Annotated in this window: 19 protein-coding genes; 5 read left to right on the forward strand and 14 right to left on the reverse strand. The window is 66.6% G+C overall.

Going from position 1 to position 19958, the window contains the following annotated elements:
* Positions 1 to 75 precede the first annotated feature (75 nt).
* Positions 76 to 1053, forward strand: coding sequence for an NAD(P)H-dependent flavin oxidoreductase (locus tag U9J39_RS11085; protein WP_326347046.1), 978 nt, complete (start codon positions 76 to 78; stop codon positions 1051 to 1053).
* Positions 1054 to 1138: 85 nt separating this feature from the next.
* Positions 1139 to 1540, forward strand: a complete 402-nt coding sequence (locus tag U9J39_RS11090) for a YbaN family protein (protein ID WP_115707940.1) — start codon at positions 1139 to 1141, stop codon at positions 1538 to 1540.
* A 78-nt stretch (positions 1541 to 1618) separates the two neighbouring features.
* Here U9J39_RS11090 and U9J39_RS11095 read toward each other — a convergent pair whose 3' ends face one another.
* The 7 genes from U9J39_RS11095 to U9J39_RS11125 all read right to left on the reverse strand — a co-directional run bounded on the left by U9J39_RS11095 (position 1619) and on the right by U9J39_RS11125 (position 10476).
* Positions 1619 to 2869: a phenylacetate--CoA ligase family protein gene (locus tag U9J39_RS11095; RefSeq protein ID WP_115679228.1), complete on the reverse strand. Its 1251-nt coding sequence runs from the start codon at positions 2867 to 2869 to the stop codon at positions 1619 to 1621.
* Between the two features lie 173 nt (positions 2870 to 3042).
* Positions 3043 to 3858 (reverse strand): ABC transporter ATP-binding protein, encoded by an 816-nt coding sequence (locus U9J39_RS11100; RefSeq protein WP_018003769.1) that lies wholly within the window; start codon positions 3856 to 3858, stop codon positions 3043 to 3045.
* Positions 3859 to 3969: 111 nt separating this feature from the next.
* Positions 3970 to 5307 carry an ABC transporter substrate-binding protein gene (locus tag U9J39_RS11105; RefSeq protein ID WP_115707936.1) on the reverse strand — a complete coding sequence of 446 codons (1338 nt, stop codon included), beginning with the start codon at positions 5305 to 5307 and terminating at the stop codon, positions 3970 to 3972.
* A gap of 93 nt (positions 5308 to 5400) precedes the next feature.
* Positions 5401 to 6477 (reverse strand): branched-chain amino acid ABC transporter permease, encoded by a 1077-nt coding sequence (locus U9J39_RS11110; RefSeq protein WP_115707934.1) that lies wholly within the window; start codon positions 6475 to 6477, stop codon positions 5401 to 5403.
* Positions 6478 to 6597: 120 nt separating this feature from the next.
* Entirely contained in the window at positions 6598 to 7512 is a 915-nt protein-coding gene (locus U9J39_RS11115; protein ID WP_062796483.1) for a branched-chain amino acid ABC transporter permease, read from the reverse strand.
* A gap of 11 nt (positions 7513 to 7523) precedes the next feature.
* Positions 7524 to 8486, reverse strand: a complete 963-nt coding sequence (locus U9J39_RS11120) for an ABC transporter ATP-binding protein (protein WP_115707933.1) — start codon at positions 8484 to 8486, stop codon at positions 7524 to 7526.
* A 31-nt stretch (positions 8487 to 8517) separates the two neighbouring features.
* On the reverse strand, positions 8518 to 10476 hold the full coding sequence (locus U9J39_RS11125) for an AMP-dependent synthetase/ligase (protein ID WP_326347047.1): 1959 nt from the start codon (positions 10474 to 10476) through the stop codon (positions 8518 to 8520).
* A gap of 280 nt (positions 10477 to 10756) precedes the next feature.
* Here U9J39_RS11125 and U9J39_RS11130 point away from each other — a divergent pair, with 280 nt between their 5' ends.
* Both U9J39_RS11130 and U9J39_RS11135 read left to right on the forward strand, forming a co-directional pair.
* The gene (locus tag U9J39_RS11130; protein WP_012351564.1) at positions 10757 to 11425 is read left to right on the forward strand and encodes a Crp/Fnr family transcriptional regulator; all 669 of its coding nucleotides are present in this window, start codon (positions 10757 to 10759) and stop codon (positions 11423 to 11425) included.
* Position 11426: 1 nt separating this feature from the next.
* Entirely contained in the window at positions 11427 to 11849 is a 423-nt protein-coding gene (locus tag U9J39_RS11135) for a DUF3293 domain-containing protein (protein WP_115681368.1), read from the forward strand.
* Positions 11850 to 11888: 39 nt separating this feature from the next.
* On the opposite strand, the gene U9J39_RS11140 is transcribed toward U9J39_RS11135, so the two are convergent.
* The 6 genes from U9J39_RS11140 to U9J39_RS11165 all read right to left on the reverse strand — a co-directional run bounded on the left by U9J39_RS11140 (position 11889) and on the right by U9J39_RS11165 (position 18125).
* Positions 11889 to 12197 carry a hypothetical protein gene (locus tag U9J39_RS11140; protein ID WP_326347048.1) on the reverse strand — a complete coding sequence of 103 codons (309 nt, stop codon included), beginning with the start codon at positions 12195 to 12197 and terminating at the stop codon, positions 11889 to 11891.
* A 170-nt stretch (positions 12198 to 12367) separates the two neighbouring features.
* Positions 12368 to 12520 (reverse strand): hypothetical protein, encoded by a 153-nt coding sequence (locus U9J39_RS11145; RefSeq protein ID WP_326347049.1) that lies wholly within the window; start codon positions 12518 to 12520, stop codon positions 12368 to 12370.
* A 197-nt stretch (positions 12521 to 12717) separates the two neighbouring features.
* Positions 12718 to 13572, reverse strand: coding sequence for a 3-hydroxybutyryl-CoA dehydrogenase (locus U9J39_RS11150; protein WP_442784897.1), 855 nt, complete (start codon positions 13570 to 13572; stop codon positions 12718 to 12720).
* A gap of 44 nt (positions 13573 to 13616) precedes the next feature.
* Positions 13617 to 14054: an HIT family protein gene (locus U9J39_RS11155; protein ID WP_115679221.1), complete on the reverse strand. Its 438-nt coding sequence runs from the start codon at positions 14052 to 14054 to the stop codon at positions 13617 to 13619.
* A 158-nt stretch (positions 14055 to 14212) separates the two neighbouring features.
* A complete protein-coding gene (gene icmF, locus U9J39_RS11160) occupies positions 14213 to 17512 on the reverse strand; it encodes a fused isobutyryl-CoA mutase/GTPase IcmF (protein ID WP_326347050.1) in 3300 nt (1099 codons plus the stop codon).
* A gap of 265 nt (positions 17513 to 17777) precedes the next feature.
* Positions 17778 to 18125 (reverse strand): DUF2917 domain-containing protein, encoded by a 348-nt coding sequence (locus tag U9J39_RS11165; RefSeq protein ID WP_115679219.1) that lies wholly within the window; start codon positions 18123 to 18125, stop codon positions 17778 to 17780.
* 201 nt (positions 18126 to 18326) lie between these two features.
* On the opposite strand from U9J39_RS11165, the gene U9J39_RS11170 reads away from it, so the two are divergent.
* Positions 18327 to 19736: an aminotransferase-like domain-containing protein gene (locus U9J39_RS11170; protein WP_326347051.1), complete on the forward strand. Its 1410-nt coding sequence runs from the start codon at positions 18327 to 18329 to the stop codon at positions 19734 to 19736.
* Positions 19737 to 19739: 3 nt separating this feature from the next.
* Here the strand turns inward: U9J39_RS11170 and U9J39_RS11175 are convergent.
* A partial coding sequence (locus tag U9J39_RS11175; RefSeq protein ID WP_326347052.1) for an amino acid permease C-terminal domain-containing protein occupies positions 19740 to 19958 on the reverse strand: 219 nt, incomplete at its 5' end.

Genomic DNA, 19958 nt, shown 5'->3' on the forward strand with positions numbered 1-19958 from the left:
CATAAACTCCCTATAATCGAACGACCGTTCATTTAGGGCACGACCAGCGTGCCCGCCAGTGGTTCAGGAGACACCATGCCCGCCGCCAAGCAACTGCCCCAGGTCTTGCAGAACCTGGCCCTGCCCGTGATTGCCTCGCCCATGTTCATCGTCAGCTATCCCGAGTTGGTGCTGGCGCAGTGCAAGGCCGGCATCGTCGGTTCGTTCCCCGCGCTCAATGCGCGTCCGGCGGAGCTGCTCGACGAGTGGCTGACGCAGATCGAGCAGGAACTGGCCGCGTTCAAGGCCGCCAACCCCGGCGCGCCGGTCGGTCCGGTCGCGGTCAACCAGATCGTCCACAGCTCCAACGCGCGCCTGGAGCATGACATCAAGGTCTGCGTCGAGCACAAGGTGCCGATCTTCATTACCTCGCTGCGCGCGCCGCCCAAGGAGCTGATCGACGCGGTGCACAGCTACGGCGGCATCGTGCTGCACGACGTGATCAGCCTGCGCCATGCCGAGAAGGCGATCGAATCCGGTGTCGACGGCCTGATCCTGGTCGCGGCGGGCGCCGGCGGCCATGCCGGCATGCTGTCGCCGTTCGCGCTGGTGGGCGAGGTGCGCAAGCTCTTCGACGGTCCGATCGCGCTGTCGGGCTCGATCGCCACCGGCGAGGCGGTGCTGGCGGCGCAGGCCATGGGCGCGGACTTCGCCTACGTGGGCACGCGCTTCATCGCCTCGCAGGAGGCGCACGCGGCCGAGACGTACAAGCAGTCGATCACCAGCTCGGCCGCCGCCGATATCGTCTACACCAACCTGTTCACCGGCGTGCACGGCAACTACATTCGCGAAAGCATCAGCAACGCGGGCCTGGATCCGGACAACCTGCCGGTGGCGGACAAGAGCAAGATGGACTTTTCCAGCGGCAGCTCCAAGGCCAAGGCGTGGAAGGATATCTGGGGCGCCGGCCAGGGCGTGGGCCAGATCCACGACATCCCCAGCGCCGGTCAAATCGTCGCGCGCATGAAAGCGGAGTACGATGCGGCCAAGGCGCGACTCGGGATTTCGCGCTGACCGATCCAGCACCGGGGCCGCTTAGCGGCCCTTTGTTCGACCATTGCCCCGTTCCGGCCCTGACCTTTCGCCCGATCCTGAAGCCGTGCTGAGCCACCGCCAGCGCGTGCTGCGCGCCGTCTGGGTGGCGCTGGGCGGACTCTGCCTGCTGCTGGGCGTGATCGGGATCTTCCTGCCGGTGCTGCCGACCACGCCATTCGTGCTGCTGGCGGCGGCGTGCTTCGCGCGCGGCTCGACGCGCTTCCATGAATGGCTGATGGGACATCCGCGCTTCGGGCCGCTGGTCAGCGACTGGCAGCGGCATCGGAGCATCCCGTTCAAGGCGAAGTGCCTGGCGCTGTCGATGATGTGGCTGTCGATGGGGACCACGGCGTGGCTGCTGCGCGGGCGGCCGCTGGTGTCGGCGGCGTTGCTGGCTTGTGCGGTGGGGGTCAGCGTGTGGATGATCCGCTTGCCGACGCGGCCTGAGGATGGGGGGAAGACTTGAGTCTTTCTGGCCTTTCGACGCCCGTCACTTCGTTGACGTTCCGGCCCCGCACCCCCACTCCTCGCCCGGCAAGCTCCTTCACTCGTACTTGCGTGCATCCTCGATCAGCCGCCCGTCCTGCGGCAACGACCCCGCCGCCACGAACGCCACCTCGCCTCTTAGCCGCATCACCTCGCGCAGCGACTCCGCCACCGCGCGCTGCAGGTCGGCGTCTTCACGCGTGGCCTCGCAGCGCAGCGTCATCACGTCGGCGCCCGGATCGCCGGTCACCACCAGCCGCGCGGCGCGGATTTCCGGGTGGCGGCGCAAGACGTCGGCCACCTGGCCCGGATGCACGAACATGCCCTTGACCTTGGTCGCCTGGTCCGCGCGTCCCAGCCAGCCCTTGAGCCGGATATTGGTGCGCCCGCACGGGCTCGGCCGCCGCGAGGACTCCGCCACCACCGCCGACAGGTCGCCGGTGCCAAAGCGGATCAGCGGATAGTCGCCGTTGCCCAGCACCGTCACCACCACCTCGCCGGTCTCGCCTTCGGGCATGGGGCGCGAGCCGCCGGGCTCGACGATCTCGACCAGCACGCCCTCGTCCACCACCCAGCCGTCGCCGCCTTCGGTTTCATACGCGATCAGCCCGACATCGGCGGTGCCGTACATCTGCTGCACGCGCACCCCGCGATCCCGGAACCAGTTGCGCAGCGACGGCGGCAGGGCCTCGCCCGAGACCAGCGCCTTGGCCAGGCTGGTGCAGGGCGTGCCGAGTTCATCGCCGCGCTCCAGCAGCAGCTTGAGGAACGACGGCGTGCCGGCATAGGCGGCCGGCTGCAGGCTCGCCAGCGCCTGCACCTGCGAATCGGTCTGGCCGACGCCGGCCGGGAACACGCAGCAGCCCAGCCGGTGGGCGCCGCTTTCCATCATCATGCCGGCCGGGGTGAAGTGGTAGGAGAAGGTGTTGTAGACCAGGTCGCCGGCGCGAAAGCCGGCGGCGTGCATGGCGCGGGCGGTGCGCCACCAGTCGGCGTCGTGGCCGTCGGGCTCGTGGATCGGGCCGGGCGACTGGAACACGTGGCGCAGCTTGCCCAGCGGCGTCGCGTTGAGCCCGCCCAGCGGCGGCAGCGCGCGCTGGCGTGCGCTCAGGTCGGACTTGCGCGTCACCGGCAGTTGGGCCAGTGCCGCGCGCGAGGTCAGCAGGCGCGGATCGACGCCATCCAGCAGTTCGGCAAAGTATGGCGCTTGGTCGCGCGCATGGGCCACCTGGCGTGCCAGGGCGGCAAGGAGCGCCTGCTCGCGGACTTCCGGCGCGCGGGTTTCGAGCGGATCGAAGTGTTCTGGCATGGTCAATGCTGCCGGGGGTGGCAAAGGTTTGCGTTAATGGTCGAGCGTTTCGAGAAGGGCGCAGAGACCGCCGCGAGCGGGCCCGTAGCGAGTCCGGGAAGCGCAGCCGTACACCGGTACGGCGAGCATCGCAGGGCTCGATACCGCCCGCGCAGCCGGTCTATGCGTCCTTCTCAGGCCAGCCAGCGCTTGCGGCGGCGGTAACTTTTGACGTCGCGGAACGACTTGCGGCCGGGGCCGTCGGCGTCGTTGGCGGCCACGCCCAGGTAGAACTCCTTGACGTCCTCGTTGGTGCGCAGCGACTCGGCGTCGCCATCCATCACCACGCGGCCGTTCTCCAGGATGTAGCCGTAGTCGGCGTAGCGCAGCGCCACCATGGTGTTCTGCTCGGCCAGCAGGAAGCTGACGTTCTCGCGCGAATTCAGGCCGCGCACGATCTCGAAGATCTCCTCGACGATCTGCGGCGCCAGCCCCATCGAGGGCTCGTCCAGCAGGATCATCGCAGGCTTGGCCATCATGGCCCGGCCGATCGCGCACATCTGCTGCTCGCCGCCGGAGGTGTAGCCGGCCTGCGACTTGCGGCGCGTCTTCAGGCGCGGGAAGTATTCGTAGATCTTCTCCAGCTCGTCGCGCGTCTGGCCGCGCGACAGGCCGCGCGTGTAGGCGCCGGTAAGCAGGTTTTCCTCGATGGTCAGGTGCGCGAAGCAGTGGCGCCCTTCCATCACCTGGATCACCCCGCGGCGCACCAGGTCGTTGGGCGTGAGCTGGTCGACGCGGTCGCCGCGGTATTCGATCGAGCCCTTGGTGACATCGCCGCGCTCGGCCTGCAGCAGGTTGGAGATGGCCTTGAGCGTGGTGGTCTTGCCCGCGCCGTTGGCGCCGAGCAGCGCCACGATCTTGCCTTCCGGCACTTCGAGCGAAACGCCCTTGAGCACCAGGATCACGTGATCGTAGATGACTTCGATATTGTTGACGGACAGGAGGCTCATGGTGCGGCTCGTGGTGGTGTGGCGATGTTGCGTTGGACTTTCAGCTTGCTGCCGGTGTACTCCCTCTCCCGCTAGCGGGAGAGGGAGTACACCGTCGGGAGTCGAGGGCCATCAGCTCTTCGAGCACCCCGGCGTAATCCCCTTCTCCTTCGCGTACTGCGCCGCGGTGGCCTTGAACAGCGGGTGGATCAGGCCCTTGTTGCCCTCGATCCAGTCCGACACCACCACCCACTTGCTGCCGTCCCACTGCTGGATCTTCACCTTGCCCGAGCCCTCGTGGTTCTCGCAGCTGGTCTTGATTTCAGGCAGCAGGCCGGTGGCACCCAGCTGCTGCAGCCGGGCATTGGTCAAGTTCAGGTTCTCGAAGGCCCAGCGCATCTGCTCGCCGCTCATGGGCTTGCCCTTGCCGAACTTGGCCTGCGCCACGCGCACCGCTTCCACCGTCACCACCGCCGCCGACACGCCGCGGTTGTACAGCACCGAACCGACCTTGTTCTTGTCCTGCATGTTGCCCTTGCCGGCACCGTAGACCACCTTCTCGATATCGGCGATCAGCGGCACGCTCTTGCCCGCCACGTTCCAGGTCGCGCTCATGTAGCCCTTGGAGGCATCGCCGGCCGGCACCGTGTCTTCCTCGGAGCCCGCCCACCACGAGCCGATCATCTTCTCGCGCGAGAAGCCCACCTTCTGCGCCGCCTTCAGCGCGGTCTGGTTCATCACGCCCCAGCCCCAGAAGATCACGTAGTCGGGATTTTCCTGGCGGATCTTCAGCCATTGCGCGCCCTGCTCGTTGCCCGGATGCGCCACCGGGATCTCCACCAGGTTGAACTTGCCCAGCCGCGCCTCGGCCTGCAGCGCCACGATCGGTTCCTTGCCATAGGCCGAGTCGTGGTACAGGTAGACGATCTTCTTGCCGGCGAGCGAGCCGCCGCTCTTGCCGGCCAGGTACTTGACGATGGCCGAGACCTGCATCTGGTATGTGGTCACCAGCGGGAACGCGTACGGGAACACCGAGCCGTCGACCGCGTCGGTGCGGCCGTAGCCCATCATCACCAGCGGCACCTTGTCGGCGGCGGTCTTGTCGACCAGCGCGTAGGAGATGCCGGTCGACATGGCGTGGTAGGCGGTGCCCTTGGTGGTGGCGTTCTTGGACTTCAGGCGCTCATAGCACTCGACGCCCTTGGCGTTGTTGTATTCGGTCTCGCACTCTTCCCAGCTCAGCTTGACGCCGTTGACGCCGCCATCCTTCAAATTGACGTAGTTGAGGTAGTCGATGAAGCCGCCATACCAGGACTGCCCGTTGGCGCCGTATGGTCCCACGCGATAGCTCGGCAGCGCGATGAACTGCTCGTTGCTTTGCGCCAGTGCCGGCGCCGCCGGCGCCAGCAGTGCAGCCGCGGCGCTGACCACCAGGGCGGCGCGTTGCACGTTGCGGATCAGGTTGGTCATGACAGTCTCCTTCGCCCTCGGTGGGGCGTTTCGTTATGCGTAGGCTTCAGTACTTCACTCAGGACCTGCGTTCAGACAATAGACCCCGCTCCGTCAGTGCGGGAACGGCCACAGCCTCAGCTTCTCCTTGGCGATCTGCCACAGCCGGGCCAGCCCGTGCGGCTCCACGATCAGGAAGAAGATGATCAGCCCGCCGAACACCATCAGCTGGATGTGCGACACAGTGGCATTGGTAAAGGGCAGGTGCAGCAGCGACGCCAGCGGCGGCAGCACGTTGTCCAGGAAGATCGGCAGCAGCAGGATGAAGGCGGCGCCCAGGAACGAGCCCATGATGCTGCCCACGCCGCCGATGATGATCATGAACAGCACGCGGAACGACAGGTCCAGCGAGAAGCCGTCCGGCTCCACCGAGCCCAGGTAGCAGAACGCATACAGCGCGCCGGCCACGCCGCAGTAGAACGAGCTGACCGCGAACGCCAGCAGCTTGGTGCGCATCAGCGGGATGCCGATCACCTCGGCCGCCACGTCCATGTCGCGCACCGACATCCAGGCGCGGCCGGTGGCCGAGCGCACCATGTTCTTGGCCGCCAGCGCCAGCACCGTGACGATGGCCAGCACGAACAGGTACTTCTTCACCGGCGTATCGATGGCGTAGCCGAACAGGTCCAGCCGCTGCGCCGTGATCACGCCCGACGAGCTGTTGTTGGAGAACCAGGGAAACTTGGTCAGCGCCCACACCACGAAGAACTGCGCCGCCAGCGTCGCCACCGCCAGGTAGAAGCCCTTGATGCGCAGCGACGGCAGCCCGAACGCCACCCCCACCAGCGCCGCCGACAGCCCGGCCAGCAGGAACGACAGCAGCACCGGGATGCCTTCGATGCGCAACTGGAAGTTATAGGCCGCGTAGGCACCCACCGCCATGAAGGCCGCGGTGCCGAGCGACAGCTGGCCGGCATAGCCGGTCAGGATATTCAGCCCCAGCGCCGCCAGCGAAAAAATCAGGAACGGGATCAGGATGGCCGAGAACCAGTATTCCGAACCGATGAACGGGATCGCCACGAAGGCGATCGCCATTAGCACCGCAAAGCCGATGCGGTCCTGGCGGATCGGGAAGATCTGGCTGTCGGCAACGTAGCTGGTCTTGAACTGGCCGGCTTCACGATAAAACATGGGGAATCTCCTAACGTCTTCGCCCCTTCAGGCGACATCGAAGTGCTTTTGGCTTCGGCCGTCGCTTCGCGACTTAACTTTGCTGCGCAAAGTTAGCCTTCGCCGAAAACACATTGCTCGCTATACGCGATCAATGTGTTTTTCGCCGAAGAGGCCCTCGGGCCGCACCAGCAGGAAGAGCAAGGCAAACACGTACGGGAACCACCCTTCGATGCCGCCGAAATTGCCCCCGAACATCGACTGGAACACCGGCGGGATATAGATCTCGGCCAGCTTTTCCGAGGCGCCGATGATCAGCCCGCCGACAATGGCGCCGGGCACCGAGGTAAAGCCGCCCAGGATCAGCACCGGCAGCGCCTTCAGCGCGGTCAGCGTCAGCGCGAACTGCACGCCATTGCGCGAGCCCCACAGCATGCCCGCCACCAGCGCGACGAAGCCGGCCACGCCCCAGACGATGGCCCAGATGTTCTGCAGCGGGATGCCCAGCGACAGCGCGGCCTGGTGGTCATCTGCCACCGCGCGCAGCGCGCGCCCCACCTTGGTGTACTGGAAGAACAGCGCCAGCGATCCCACCAGCACGCCGGCAATGGCGGCCGCCGCGAGGTCGAACTTGGAGATGACGATGTTGAACGTGGTCAGGATCGACTCGATCGGCTCGTCGACGATGCCCAGGTTGATCGGACGCACCTCGTTGCCGAACAGCAGCGGCCCCAGCCCTTCCAGGAAGAACGACAGCCCGATGGTCGCCATGAACAGCGTGATCGGCGGCTGGTTGACCAGCTTGCGCAGCACGAAGCGCTCGGTGCTCATGCCCACCAGGATCATCACCACGAAGGCGCCGATCACCGCCGCCCACATCGGCATGCCCTTGTCCATCAGCCCCACCACCGCCAGCGCGGCAAAGTAGACCATCGCGCCCTGGGCAAAGTTGAACACGCCCGAGGCCTTGTAGATCAGCACGAAGCCCAGCGCCACCAGCGAGTACATCAGTCCCGACAGCAGGCCGCCAAGCAGGATTTCAAAGAAGAACGTCATGGTTCAGACCCTCAGTGCGAAGTGCCCAGGTATGCCTTGATCACGTCAGGGTTGCCCTTGACCTCTTCCGGCGTGCCGTCGCCGATCTTCTTGCCGTAGTCCAGCACCACCACGCGGTCCGAGATATCCATCACCACGCCCATGTCATGCTCGATCAGCACGATGGTGGTACCGAACTGCCGGTTCACATCGAGGATGAAGCGGCACATGTCCTGCTTCTCTTCCACGTTCATGCCGGCCATGGGTTCGTCGAGCAGCAGCATCGACGGCTCGGCCGCCAGCGCGCGCGCCAGCTCCACGCGCTTCTGCAGGCCGTACGGCAAGCGCCCCACCGGGGTCTTGCGGATCGACTGGATTTCCAGGAAGTCGATCACCTCCTCCACCTTCTGCCGGTGCCGCATTTCCTCGTTGCGCGCCGGGCCCCACCACAGCGCATGCGCGAACCACGAGGTGCGGAACTGCGTGTTGCGCCCGGTCATGATGTTGTCCAGCACCGTCATGCCCTTGAACAGCGCGATGTTCTGGAACGTGCGCGCAATGCCCTGGCGCGCCGCGGCGGTCGGGTGCATCTGCTTGCGCTCCTCGCCGCGGAACACGATGCGTCCCTGCTGCGGGTGGTAGACGCCGTTGATCACGTTCAGCATCGAACTCTTGCCGGCGCCGTTGGGGCCGATGATGGCGCGCACCTCGTGCTCGCATACGTCGAACGAGATATCGGTCAGCGCCTTGACCCCGCCGAACGACAGCGAGATGTGCTGCAGGTCCAGGATCACCTCGCCGCCGGTGCGCGCCTGCGCGCCGGTGCGCTGCGCGTGGCGCGTACCGGGATGCACGCCGCTGTCTTCCGCCAGCCCCGCCGGGGGCAACGGTCCTGCCGGCGCCATCGCACCGCCACCGCCGGCACCGCTCGCATCGGTGCGTGCCGCCGCGCTCCATTCGCGCTTGCCGGCGCCTTGCCAGGCCACTTGTGTCATATTGCTGCCTCCACCTGTGCTGTTATGGCGCTTATGCCGCGCGCGCCGCTACCGGCAGCCGCCTGGCATCCACCAGCTTCAGCGTGGCCGACACGCTGCCCTCGCGCCCGTCTTCAAACTTGACGCGCGTCTCGATGAACTGCTCCGACTTGCCCGCATAGAGCGCGTCGACCAGCACGCCGTACTTCTCCGCGATAAAGCCGCGCCGTACCTTGCGCGTGCGGGTCAGCTCGTCGTCGTCCGGGTCCAGCTCCTTGTGCAGCACCAGGAAGCGCGCCACCTGCGACCCCGCCAGCATCGGGTCGTTGGCAAGATCCGCGTTCACCTGGTTTACGCATTCGGCGATCATCTCCAGCACCTCGGGCTGCGCGGCCAGGTCGACGTAGCCGGCATACGGCAGGTGGCGGCGCTCGGCCCAGTTGCCCACCGCCTCGAAGTCGATGTTGATGAAGGCGCAGACCTGGTCGCGGCCGTTGCCGAAGGCCACCGCCTCCTTGATGTACGGAAAGAACTTGAGCTTGTTCTCGATGTACTTGGGCGCGAACATCGAACCATCGGCCAGCTTGCCCACGTCCTTGGCGCGGTCGATGATCTTCAGGTGGCCGTCGGCGTCGATCACGCCGGCGTCGCCGGTCATGAAGTAGCCCTCGTCGTTGATGGCCTCGCGCGTGGCATCGTCGCGCTTGTAGTAGGACTTGAGCAGGCCCACGCCGCGCACCAGCACCTCGCCGTTGTCGGCGATGCGGATTTCCATGCCCGGCGCCGCCGGGCCGACTGAATCGAACTTGACCTTGCCGTCAGGCTGCAGGCACACATAAGCGCAGGTCTCGGTCTGGCCGTAGAACTGCTTCAGGTTCACGCCGATCGAGCGGTAGAAGCGGAACAGGTCCGGGCCGATCGCCTCGCCCGCGGTATAGCCCACGCGGATGCGGCTCATGCCCAGCACATTGCGCAGCGGGCCGTAGACCAGCGCCTCGCCCAGGGCATAGCGCGCGCGGTCCGCAAGCGATACCGGCTGTCCGTCGAGGATATCGGTGCCGCAGCGCTTCGCCACGTCCATGGCCCAGTGGAACAGCTTGCGCTTGATCCAGCCTGCGTCCTCCATGCGGATCATCACCTGCGTCAGCAGGCCTTCGTAAATCCGCGGCGGCGCGAAGTAATAGGTGGGGCCGATCTCGCGCAGGTCGGTCATCACCGTCTCGCGCGATTCCGGGCAGTTCACCGTAAAGCCCGCCACCATCGCCTGCGCATAGGAGAACAGGTTGTCGCCGACCCACGCCATCGGCAGGTACGACAGCACGTCGTCGTCGGCGCTGAGCTTGTCGAAGGCGCAGCCATTGCGCGCCGAGCCGATCAGGCCCTGGTGCGAATGGCACACGCCCTTGGGCTTGCCGGTGGTGCCGGACGTATAGAGGATGATCGCGGTGTCGTCGGGCTGCCCGGCGGCGATGACCTCGTCATAGAAGCCCGGGTGGGCCTGGTCGAACTCGCGCCCCAGTTCCTGCAGGCGCTCGTACGACATCAGCGACGGGTGATCGTAGTCGAGCAGGCCGCGCGGATCTTCAAAGATGACGTGGCGCACGGCGCGGCCGGATTCGGCCAGCTGCGCTTCGACTTCGAGCAGCTTGTCGACCTGCTCCTGGTCCTCGACGATGGCGAATTCGATTTCGGCATCGTTGAGCACGTAGACCATCTCGTTGGCGATGGCGTCCTGGTACAGCGGCACCGGCACGCCGCCCAGCGCCTGCGCCGCGGTCATGGCCCAGTACAGGCGCGGACGGTTGTCGCCCACCACCGCCAGGTTCATGCCGCGCTTGAAACCGAGCGCGGCCAGACCACATGCCAGCGCCCTCACCTGCTGTGCCGCCTGGGCCCAGCTGTATGTCTGCCAGATGCCGAGATCCTTCTCGCGATACGCCGGATGCTCCGGCCGCTGCTGGGCGTGCGCCAGCAGCCATCGCGGGAAGGTCGTCGCCGACGATTCCTGCATCGCTGTCTCCTGTCCCTCCGGCGTGGGGGTCCACGCCCGGTGTCAAGCGCCGGTCCGGTCGTTATACTTGGCTTGCTTTGCCCGGCGGCATCTGCCGCGTCGCATCAAGCCCGTCTGTGCCTTGTCTTGAGGGGCCGGGAGAAGCGTCTTCTGCCTTCCCGGCGTGCCCCTGGTGGCACCCGCGGCTCCGTTGTGATCGTACGATAGCCCATGCCAACACCCCCAGTTGTCACGCCGGTGACAATTCCGGGTTAATCCCTACCGGAGCTTCCGCGAGGCCATGCTGAACGATTTTGTCGACCGCTGCGTGTGGGCAGCAGACCTGAGTCCGGAGCAGCGCGAGCGCGTGCGCCGCGCCATGTTCGTGCACGAGTACAGCCAGGGCGACTACGTCTGCCACAAGGGCGACAAGGCCGAGCACTGGCTGGGCGTGCTCGAAGGGATCGTCAAGATCACCACGGTGTCGCCGTCGGGCAAGTCGGTCACCTTCACCGGCGTGCCTACCGGCGGCTGGTTCGGCGAAGGCGCGGTGCTGAAGTCGGAGATCCGCAAGTACGACGTGATGGCGCTGCGCCGCTCGACCATCGCCTTCCTGCCGCGCGACACTTTTCAGTGGCTGCTGGATACCAGCCTGCCGTTCACCCGCTTCCTGCTGACGCAGTTCAACGAGCGCCTGGGGCAGTTCATCGCGGCGGTGGAATATGAACGGCTGCTCGACATCGATTCGCGCGTGGCGCGCGCGGTGTCGTCGCTGTTCAACGAGCACCTGTATCCGGGCATCGGCAAGACGCTGGAGATCTCGCAGGAAGAAATCGGCCTGCTCGCGGGCATCTCGCGCCAGCGCGCCAACCAGGCGCTCAAGGTGCTGGAACAGCAGGGCCTGGTGCGGGTGGACTACGGCGTGATCGAGGTGCTGGACCTCGACGGACTACGGCAGTACGGGGAGTAGCGTGGCCAGCGCCATCGACGCCGAGACCCTGCGGGCGTATCGCGAAACGCACTACCGGGTGCTGGGCGACACGCCGATGACGTTGCGCATCGACCAGCCCAGCGCCGCGCTGGCCGCGCTGCACCGCGCGCTGGGCGTGGACTGCAGCGCCTTCATTACCGCTGCCAACCCCTTCAGCCAGCGCTGCGACGATACCGCCAACGCGCGCCGGCAACAGGCACTGGCGCAGGATCTCGGGGCGCAGGGATGGCGCGCGATCGAAGCCGCCGGCGAGCACCCCGATAACGGCTGGCCCGCCGAACCGAGCTTCCTGGTGCCCGGGCTGGCGCTGGCCGAAGCGCGGGCCCTGGGCCAGGCCTACCAGCAGAACGCCGTGGTCTGGAGCGGCGCCGACGCGGTGCCGCGACTGGTGCTGCTGCGCTAGCCGGGCCGACCCGCCCTGTCAGCGCCGCGGTCAGGTCGATCAGTGCCCGTGGCCGCGATGGCCGTGATGACCGTGATGACCACGGTGTCCATGGCCATGGTGGCGGTAGTGGTGATGCCGGTGATGATGGTGCCGGTAATGGTGATGCCGGCCGCGCCACTCATGCCGCCCATACCAGCGCCGGCCGTCCCAGTAACGGTCGCCATGCCAGCCGTGATAGCGCGGCGCGTACACCACGGGAGGCGGCGGCGCCACATAGACCGGCGCCGGCGCGGCATAGACCGGAGTGCCGATATGCACCCCCACGTCCACATGCGCCATCGCCGAACGCGCCGCGAGCAGGGACATGATGCCAGCAAGCAGCGCTGCAAAAAGAACCGGATGAGCCATGATGCGGTGTTGTCGTAAACGGAATGGGTGCACTCTACCGCGCATTCCTGTTACCAGATGCGGCGGATTGTTTCGGTATATAACGCGGTGTAAGCGGGATTACAGATGGCCTGGGAATAAGGCGATGGTCACGGTTTTTTGACCACAGTACCGTCAAGCTGCTGCTCGATTCGTTCCAGCGCCGCAACATCCTCGGCGCGTCGGCGGGTCAGACGCAACCCTTCAGCATTCCTTAATTGTTGCTGCCTTTCCAAGCATGCTTCTGCGGCAAATATGGACATTGGAGATCGGGACATTCGAAACGGCTTCGGCATTTTCAGCTGCGACAGCCAGAGAGTCCCCCCGCAGCCTGATTCGAACGTGCCGATGCAACGTTGAAGGTCATCACAAACGAAAAAGGCCGGCGCTGACCCTAAGCCCAGCCGCCGGCCTCGCTCAGACCAGACCAGCCCATTGCACGGGCCGGTCCCGGTCCGATTTACTTGCTATACACGTACACCCCACGCCCCGTCTTGCGCCCCAGATACCCCGCGGCCACCATCTCGCGCATCAGCATCGCCGGACGGTACTTCGGATCGGCAAACTCGGTGTACAGCACCTCCATCACCGCCAGCATGGTGTCCAGGCCGATCATGTCGGCCAGCGCCAGCGGACCGATCGGGTGGTTGCAGCCCAGCTTCATGCCCTCGTCGATCTCTTCCGGCGAGGCCAGGCCTTCGCCCAGCACGCAGAAGGCCTCGTTGATCATCGGGCACAGGATGCGGTTGACGACGAAGCCCGGGCTGTTCCTGACCGTGATCGGGTACTTGCCCAGTTGCTTGGACAGGGCCTCGACGGCGGCGTGGGTGGCGTCGCTGGTCTGCAGGCCGCGGATCAGTTCGACCAGCGCCATCACCGGCACCGGGTTGAAGAAGTGCATGCCGATGAAGCGGTCGGCGCGCGCGGTCACGGCGGCGAGCTTGGTGATCGAGATCGACGAGGTGTTCGACGCGATGATGACGTTGTCGCCGACGATGCCGTCGATCTGCTTGAGGATCTTGACCTTCAGGTCGTAGTTCTCGGTCGCGGCCTCGATCACGATGTCGGCGGCCTTGAGGTCGTCATAGGCGGTGCTGCCCTTGATCAGCGCCAGCGCGGCGACCTTCTGCGCCTCGGTCAGCTTTTCCTTCTTGATCAGCCGGTCCAGGCTGCCCGACACCGTGGCCACGCCCTTCTGCACGGCGGCGTCGCTGATGTCGACCATCACCACGTTCAGTCCCACGACCGCGCAGGCCTGCGCGATGCCATTGCCCATGGTGCCGGCACCGACGATGCCTACAGTCTTGATTGCCATCTTGTCTTCCTCTGCTTGCTTGGTTGAATGCTTGGATGCGTGGTTCAGGACGCCTGCTCGCGCAGCGCGGCGATGATGCGTTCGGCATGCCCCTGGAGCACTTCCGGCTCCTGCATGTCGCGCGCGTGGCCGCGCAGCGACTGGTCGTTGTAGCGCGGCACGATATGGAAATGGATGTGCGGCACGGTCTGGCCCGCCGCGGCGCCGTTGAACTGGCCGATCGAGATGCCGTCCGGGCTGAAGGCCGCGCGCACCGCGCGCGCCACGCGCTGGGTGGCGACGATGGCGGCCTGGGCGCCGCGCTCGGACAGGTCGAACAGGTTGACCGCGGCTTCCTTGGGCACCACCAGCGTATGGCCGTCGGCCTGCGGCATGATGTCCATGAAGGCGATGGTGTCGTCGTCCTCGTACACCTTGATGCACGGCATTTCGCCGCGCAGGATCTTGGCAAAGATATTGTTCGGGCTGTACTGGGTGTCCATGGTCTTGTGTTGCGGTGGTCTCGGGATGGGTTGCCGCCAGGCGCCGGATGGTCGGGCTTGCCTGCGATGACGGTGCGGCGCAGCATCCGAGTGTAACGCAGGGCGGCCCTCCATCGCGGCCGCCCTGCGCGATTACCGGTCAGCGCGTGGACCGGGGTCTACATATTGCGCCGATACTGTCCGCCGACCTCGAACAGCGCATGCGTGATCTGTCCCAGCGAGCAGACCCGCACCGCATCCATCAGCACCGCGAACACGTTCTGGTTGTCGATCACGGCCTGGCGCAGCCGCTGCAGCATCGCCGGGGCCTCGCCGGCGTGCGCCTGCTGGAACGCCTGCAGGCGCTCGAGCTGGCTTTGCTTCTCGGCTTCGCTGGAACGCGCCAGCTCCAGCTTCTGCGGCACCGGGTCGCCGTCCGGATTGCGGAAGGTGTTCACGCCGATCAGCGGCAGCGTGCCGTCGTGCTTGAGCTGCTCGTAGTAGAGCGATTCCTCCTGGATCTTGCCGCGCTGGTAGCCGGTCTCCATCGCACCGAGCACGCCGCCGCGCTCGGCAATGCGCTCGAACTCCTGCAGCACCGCCTCTTCGACCAGGTCGGTCAGCTCCTCGATCAGGAAGCTGCCCTGGTTGGGGTTCTCGCACTTGGCCACGCCCCACTCGCGATTGATGATCAGCTGGATCGCCAGCGCGCGGCGCACCGATTCGCCGGTGGGCGTGGTGATGGCCTCGTCGTAGGCGTTGGTGTGCAGCGAATTGCAGTTGTCGTAGATCGCGATCAGCGCCTGCAGCGTGGTGCGGATATCGTTGAAATCGATCTCCTGCGCATGCAGCGAGCGGCCCGAGGTCTGGATGTGGTACTTCAGCTTCTGGCTGCGCTCGTTGGCGCCGTACTTGTCGCGCATGGTCACGGCCCAGATGCGGCGCGCGACGCGGCCCAGCACGCTGTACTCCGGGTCCATGCCGTTGGAGAAGAAGAACGACAGGTTGGGCGCGAAATCATCGATATGCATGCCGCGCGCCAGGTAGGCCTCCACATAGGTGAAGCCGTTGGACAGCGTGAAGGCCAGCTGCGAGATCGGGTTCGCCCCCGCCTCGGCAATGTGGTAGCCCGAGATCGACACCGAATAGAAGTTGCGCACCTGTTGGTGGACAAAGTACTCCTGGATATCGCCCATCACCTTGAGCGAGAACTCGGTGGAGAAGATGCAGGTGTTCTGGCCCTGGTCTTCCTTGAGGATGTCGGCCTGCACCGTGCCGCGCACGTTCTGCAGCACCCAGGCGCGGATCTTGGCCTCTTCGTCGGCGGTGGGGTCGCGGCCGTTGTCGGCGCGGAACTTGTCGAGCTGCTGGTCGATGGCGGTGTTCATGAACATCGCCAGGATGGTCGGCGCGGGGCCGTTGATGGTCATCGACACCGAGGTGCTCGGGCTGGTCAGGTCGAAGCCGTCGTACAGCACCTTCATGTCGTCGAGCGTGGCGATCGACACGCCCGAGTTGCCGACCTTGCCGTAGATATCGGGGCGCACATGCGGGTCTTCGCCATACAGCGTGACCGAGTCGAACGCGGTCGACAGGCGCTTGGCATCCATGCCCTGGGACACCAGCTTGAAGCGCCGGTTGGTGCGGAAGGCATCGCCCTCGCCGGCGAACATGCGCGTCGGGTCTTCGTTCTCGCGCTTGAAGGCGAACACGCCGGCGGTGTACGGGAAGCTGCCGGGCACGTTCTCGCGCATCAGCCACTTCAGCACCTCGCCGTCGTCATCGAAGCGCGGCAGCACCACCTTGCGCACCTTGGTGCCCGACAGCGTGGTGGTGACCAGCCCGGTGCGGATTTCCTTGTCGCGGATCTTCACCACGTATTCGTCGCCGCTGTAGGCTTCGCGCATCTGCGGCCACATCGCCAGCAGCTTGCGTTCGACCTGGCCCAGCGCGCTGTCGCGCTCCGCGGCCAGCGCAGCCAGCGCGTCCAGCGCGGCGCCGTCGCCCTGCGCGGCCTGCAGCATGCGGCTGGATTCGCGCAGCTGCTGGCGTTCGCGCGCGATGCGGCTCTGCTCGGCGACGCGGCGATGGTAGGCGCGCACGGTGTCGGCCAGCTCGGCCAGGTAGCGGCTGCGCGCGGGCGGCACGATCACGTTCTGGCCGGTGGAGATGCGTCCCGCGAGGACCGGCAGCGTGCCGGCCTTCACCTTCAGTCCGTGTCCGGCCAGCGCCTCGCGCAGGCCCTGGTACAGCATGGTGACGCCATCGTCATTGAAGCGCGACGCCTGGGTGCCATACACCGGCATGTCCTCCGGCTTGCCGTGCCATTGCTCGCGGTTGCGCTGCACCTGCTTGGCCACGTCGCGCCAGGCATCCTGCGCGCCCTTGCGGTCGAACTTGTTGATGGCGACGAAGTCGGCGAAGTCCAGCATGTCGATCTTCTCGAGCTGGCTGGCGGCGCCGAACTCGGGCGTCATCACGTACAGCGACAGGTCCACGTGCGGCACGATGGCGGCATCGCCCTGGCCGATGCCGGAGGTCTCGACGATCACCAGGTCGAAGCCCGCCACCTTGCACGCGGCGATCGCGTCGGGCAGCGCCTGCGAGATCTCGGAACCCGCCTCGCGCGTCGCCATCGAGCGCATGAAGATGTTCGGGTGGTTGATCGCGTTCATGCGGATGCGGTCGCCCAGCAGCGCGCCGCCCGACTTGCGCCGCGACGGGTCGATCGAGATCACGGCGATCGACAATGCGTCCTGCTGGTCCAGCCGGAAGCGGCGGATCAGCTCGTCGGTCAGTGACGACTTGCCGGCGCCGCCGGTGCCGGTGATGCCGAGCACGGGAATCGATGCCCGCTGCGCCTGCGCATGCATCGCCGCCACCAGCGCCGCATCGGCCTTGCCGTTCTCGAGCGCGGTGATCAGTTGCGCCAGCGCGCGGCGGTCGCCGCCGGCGACGGGGTCGAGCGACGTCGGCGCGTAGCGGCTCAGGTCCAGGTCGCAGCGCTGCACCATATCGGCAATCATGCCGGCCAGGCCCATGCGCTGGCCGTCCTCGGGGCTGTAGATGCGGGCCACGCCGTAGGCCTGCAGCTCGCGGATCTCGTCGGGCACGATCACACCGCCGCCGCCGCCGAACACCTGCACCTGCTCGCCGCCCTTGTCGCGCAGCAGGTCGACCATGTACTTGAAGTATTCGACATGGCCGCCCTGGTAGCTGGAGATGGCAATGCCCTGCGCGTCTTCCTGCAGCGCCGCGGTCACGATCTCTTCGACGGAGCGGTTGTGGCCGAGGTGGACCACCTCGCAGCCATGCGACTGCAGGATGCGGCGCATGATGTTGATCGAGGCGTCGTGGCCGTCGAACAGCGACGCTGCCGTGACGAAGCGCACCTTGTTGGCCGGGCCGGTGCCCGGCTGCACCGGCTTGGGCTGGGGCGCGCCGCGGCGCACATCGTGGACATCGGAAAGGTCGGTCATTGTCTCCACCGTGTCGGGTGTTGGCTGCGACCGCGGCGTCCGCCGGCGCCGCTCTGTGCCGGCTTGGCTGGAAACGCGCGGGCCGCGCCCCGGGGTTGGGGCGGGTCGATTGTATGACGTTGACGTTAACGTAAATCAATGGGGCGGAACCCGGACGGCGGGGTGCCAGCGTCCTTATAGAGTAGGTGTCTGCGGGCCGCGGACAAACAAAAGGCCACCTTGTCGGTGGCCTCTGCGCCGCATCCTGGTTTGACTGCCGGCCAACTCACCGGCACAGCGCCCCGATCCGCGGGCACTCGCCAAATGCATCGGTGCTGTGCTCGTCGACCCGATGCCGCAGCGCCCGCAGCCACGCCGCCATCCGCTGCATCGACCACGGTGCCGGCGTCTGCGCCAGCGTGAAGCGTGCCCCCGCACCATCGCCGGACAGCCAGACCCGATAGCCCTCCGGCAGCGCCAGTTCCTGGCCCGGTTCCAGCCAGATATCGTTGGGATTGCCTTCCACCGTCACCCACAGCTTGCCCGCCACCGCGCAGACGGTCTGCCCGTAACCGGCGCGCCAGCTCACCGGCAATCCGGGTTGGTCCAGTTCGAAAGTCCGTAGTTCGCGCATGTTGCACTCCTTGTCAGACCGGCGGTCATCGCGGGGGCCGGAGCATCCTGGATGCGGATGCCGGCGCCTTCGTCCGCCATGCTTCCATTATTCGCATCCCTCACTACAATCCCATGTACAGTTGTGAACAGTTTTCGATGGACTGTTCAGTAGTTTTTCCTGACAGTTGCGCCCTCGCCGGCTTTCCCGGCAGATCCGCCCATGAAACTCATCTTAGATGCTTCCACCGGAATTCCGCTGACCGAGCAGATCGTCGAAGGCGTGAAGGCGTGGATCGGCAACCGCGAGGCGCGCCCCGGCGCGCGGCTGCCGTCGATCCGGCAGCTGGCGGCCGAGAACGGCATCAGCCGCTTCCCGGTGATCGAGGCTTATGACCGGCTGGTGTCGCAGGGGCTGCTCGATTCGCGGCAGGGCTCGGGTTTCTATGTGGCGGACAGTCCGCTGGCGGGACGCTCGGCGCGCGGCTGGTCGGACCCCAGCCTGGCCGAGGACCTGTCCGACCATATCCTGGAGCAGTTCAACCACCCCAGCGGCACGCTCAAGCTGGCGGGCGGCTTCGTCCCCGAGAACTGGCGCGACGTGGAGGGCCTGACCCAGGCGATCCGCGCGATCTCGCGCAACGAGATCGACAGCGTGATCCACTACGCCACGCCGATGGGCCATCCGGAGCTGCGCCGCCAGGTGCTGCTGCGGGTGCGCCAGCTTGGCATTGCGGCGGAATTGCCGCAGGTGCTGATCACCACCGGCGCCAGCCAGGCGCTGGACCTGGTGGTGCGCCACCTGCTCAAGCCGGGCGACACGGTGTTCGTCGAAGACCCGGGCTACTACAACCTGTTCGGCCTGCTGCGGCTGCACGGGGTGCAGCTGGTGGGCGTGCCGCACACGCCCGACGGGCCCGACCCGGACGCCACCGAGGCGCTGCTGCGCCAGCACAAGCCCAAGCTGTTCTTCACCAACAGCGTGCTGCAGAACCCGACCGGCTCGACCCTGGCGCCGCCGGTGGCGTTCCGGCTGCTGGAGCTGGCGCGCCGCCATGGCTTCCGCTTTGTCGAGGACGATATCTTCTCGGACTTCCAGACCCACTTCACCGACCGGCTCGCCACGCTGGACCAGCTCGAGCACGTGATCTACATCGGCGGCTTTTCCAAGACGGTGTCGGCGTCGCTGCGGATCGGCTACCTGGTCGCCGACAAGGCGCTGGTCAAGGACCTGGTCGACGTGAAGGTGCTGACCAGCGTGGCCGGCTCGCACTTTGCCGAGGCGGTGACCGCGGCGCTGCTCGAGCGCGGCGGCTACCGCAAGTACGTGGAGCGGCTGCGGCTGCGCGTGCGCGAGGCCGTCGCCAACGCGGTACGGCAGCTGCACGGCAACGGCTGGGAGGTGTTCTGCCAGCCCTCCGGCGGCAACTTCCTGTGGGCGCGCCCGCCGGGCATCGAGGACTCGCGCGAACTGGTGACGCTGGGCGAGCAATTCGGCGTGACGCTCGCGCCGGGCAACTACTTCCGCCCGGGCGGCGAGACCTCGGCGTGGATCCGCATCAACGCCGCCTATGCCAACGAGCCGCGCGCGGTGGCGTTCATGCAGGCGGCAGCGCAGCGCGGCGCGCGCTGACGTTCAGCCGCCGTGGTTATGCAGCACGGCATTGCGCCGCGCATAGGCGAAGTAGATCACCAGCCCCAGCGCCAGCCACACCAGGAAGGCGACCCAGGTCAGCGCCTGCAGGTGCGCCATCAGGAACAGGCAGAAGCCGATCGATAGCAGCGGCACCACCGGCACGCCCGGGCAGCGGAACGCGCGCGGCAGCTCGGGCCGGGTCTTGCGCAGCACCAGCAC

The organism is Cupriavidus sp. SS-3, from assembly GCF_035818815.1.
GTDB classification, from domain to species: Bacteria; Pseudomonadota; Gammaproteobacteria; order Burkholderiales; family Burkholderiaceae; genus Cupriavidus; species Cupriavidus taiwanensis_C.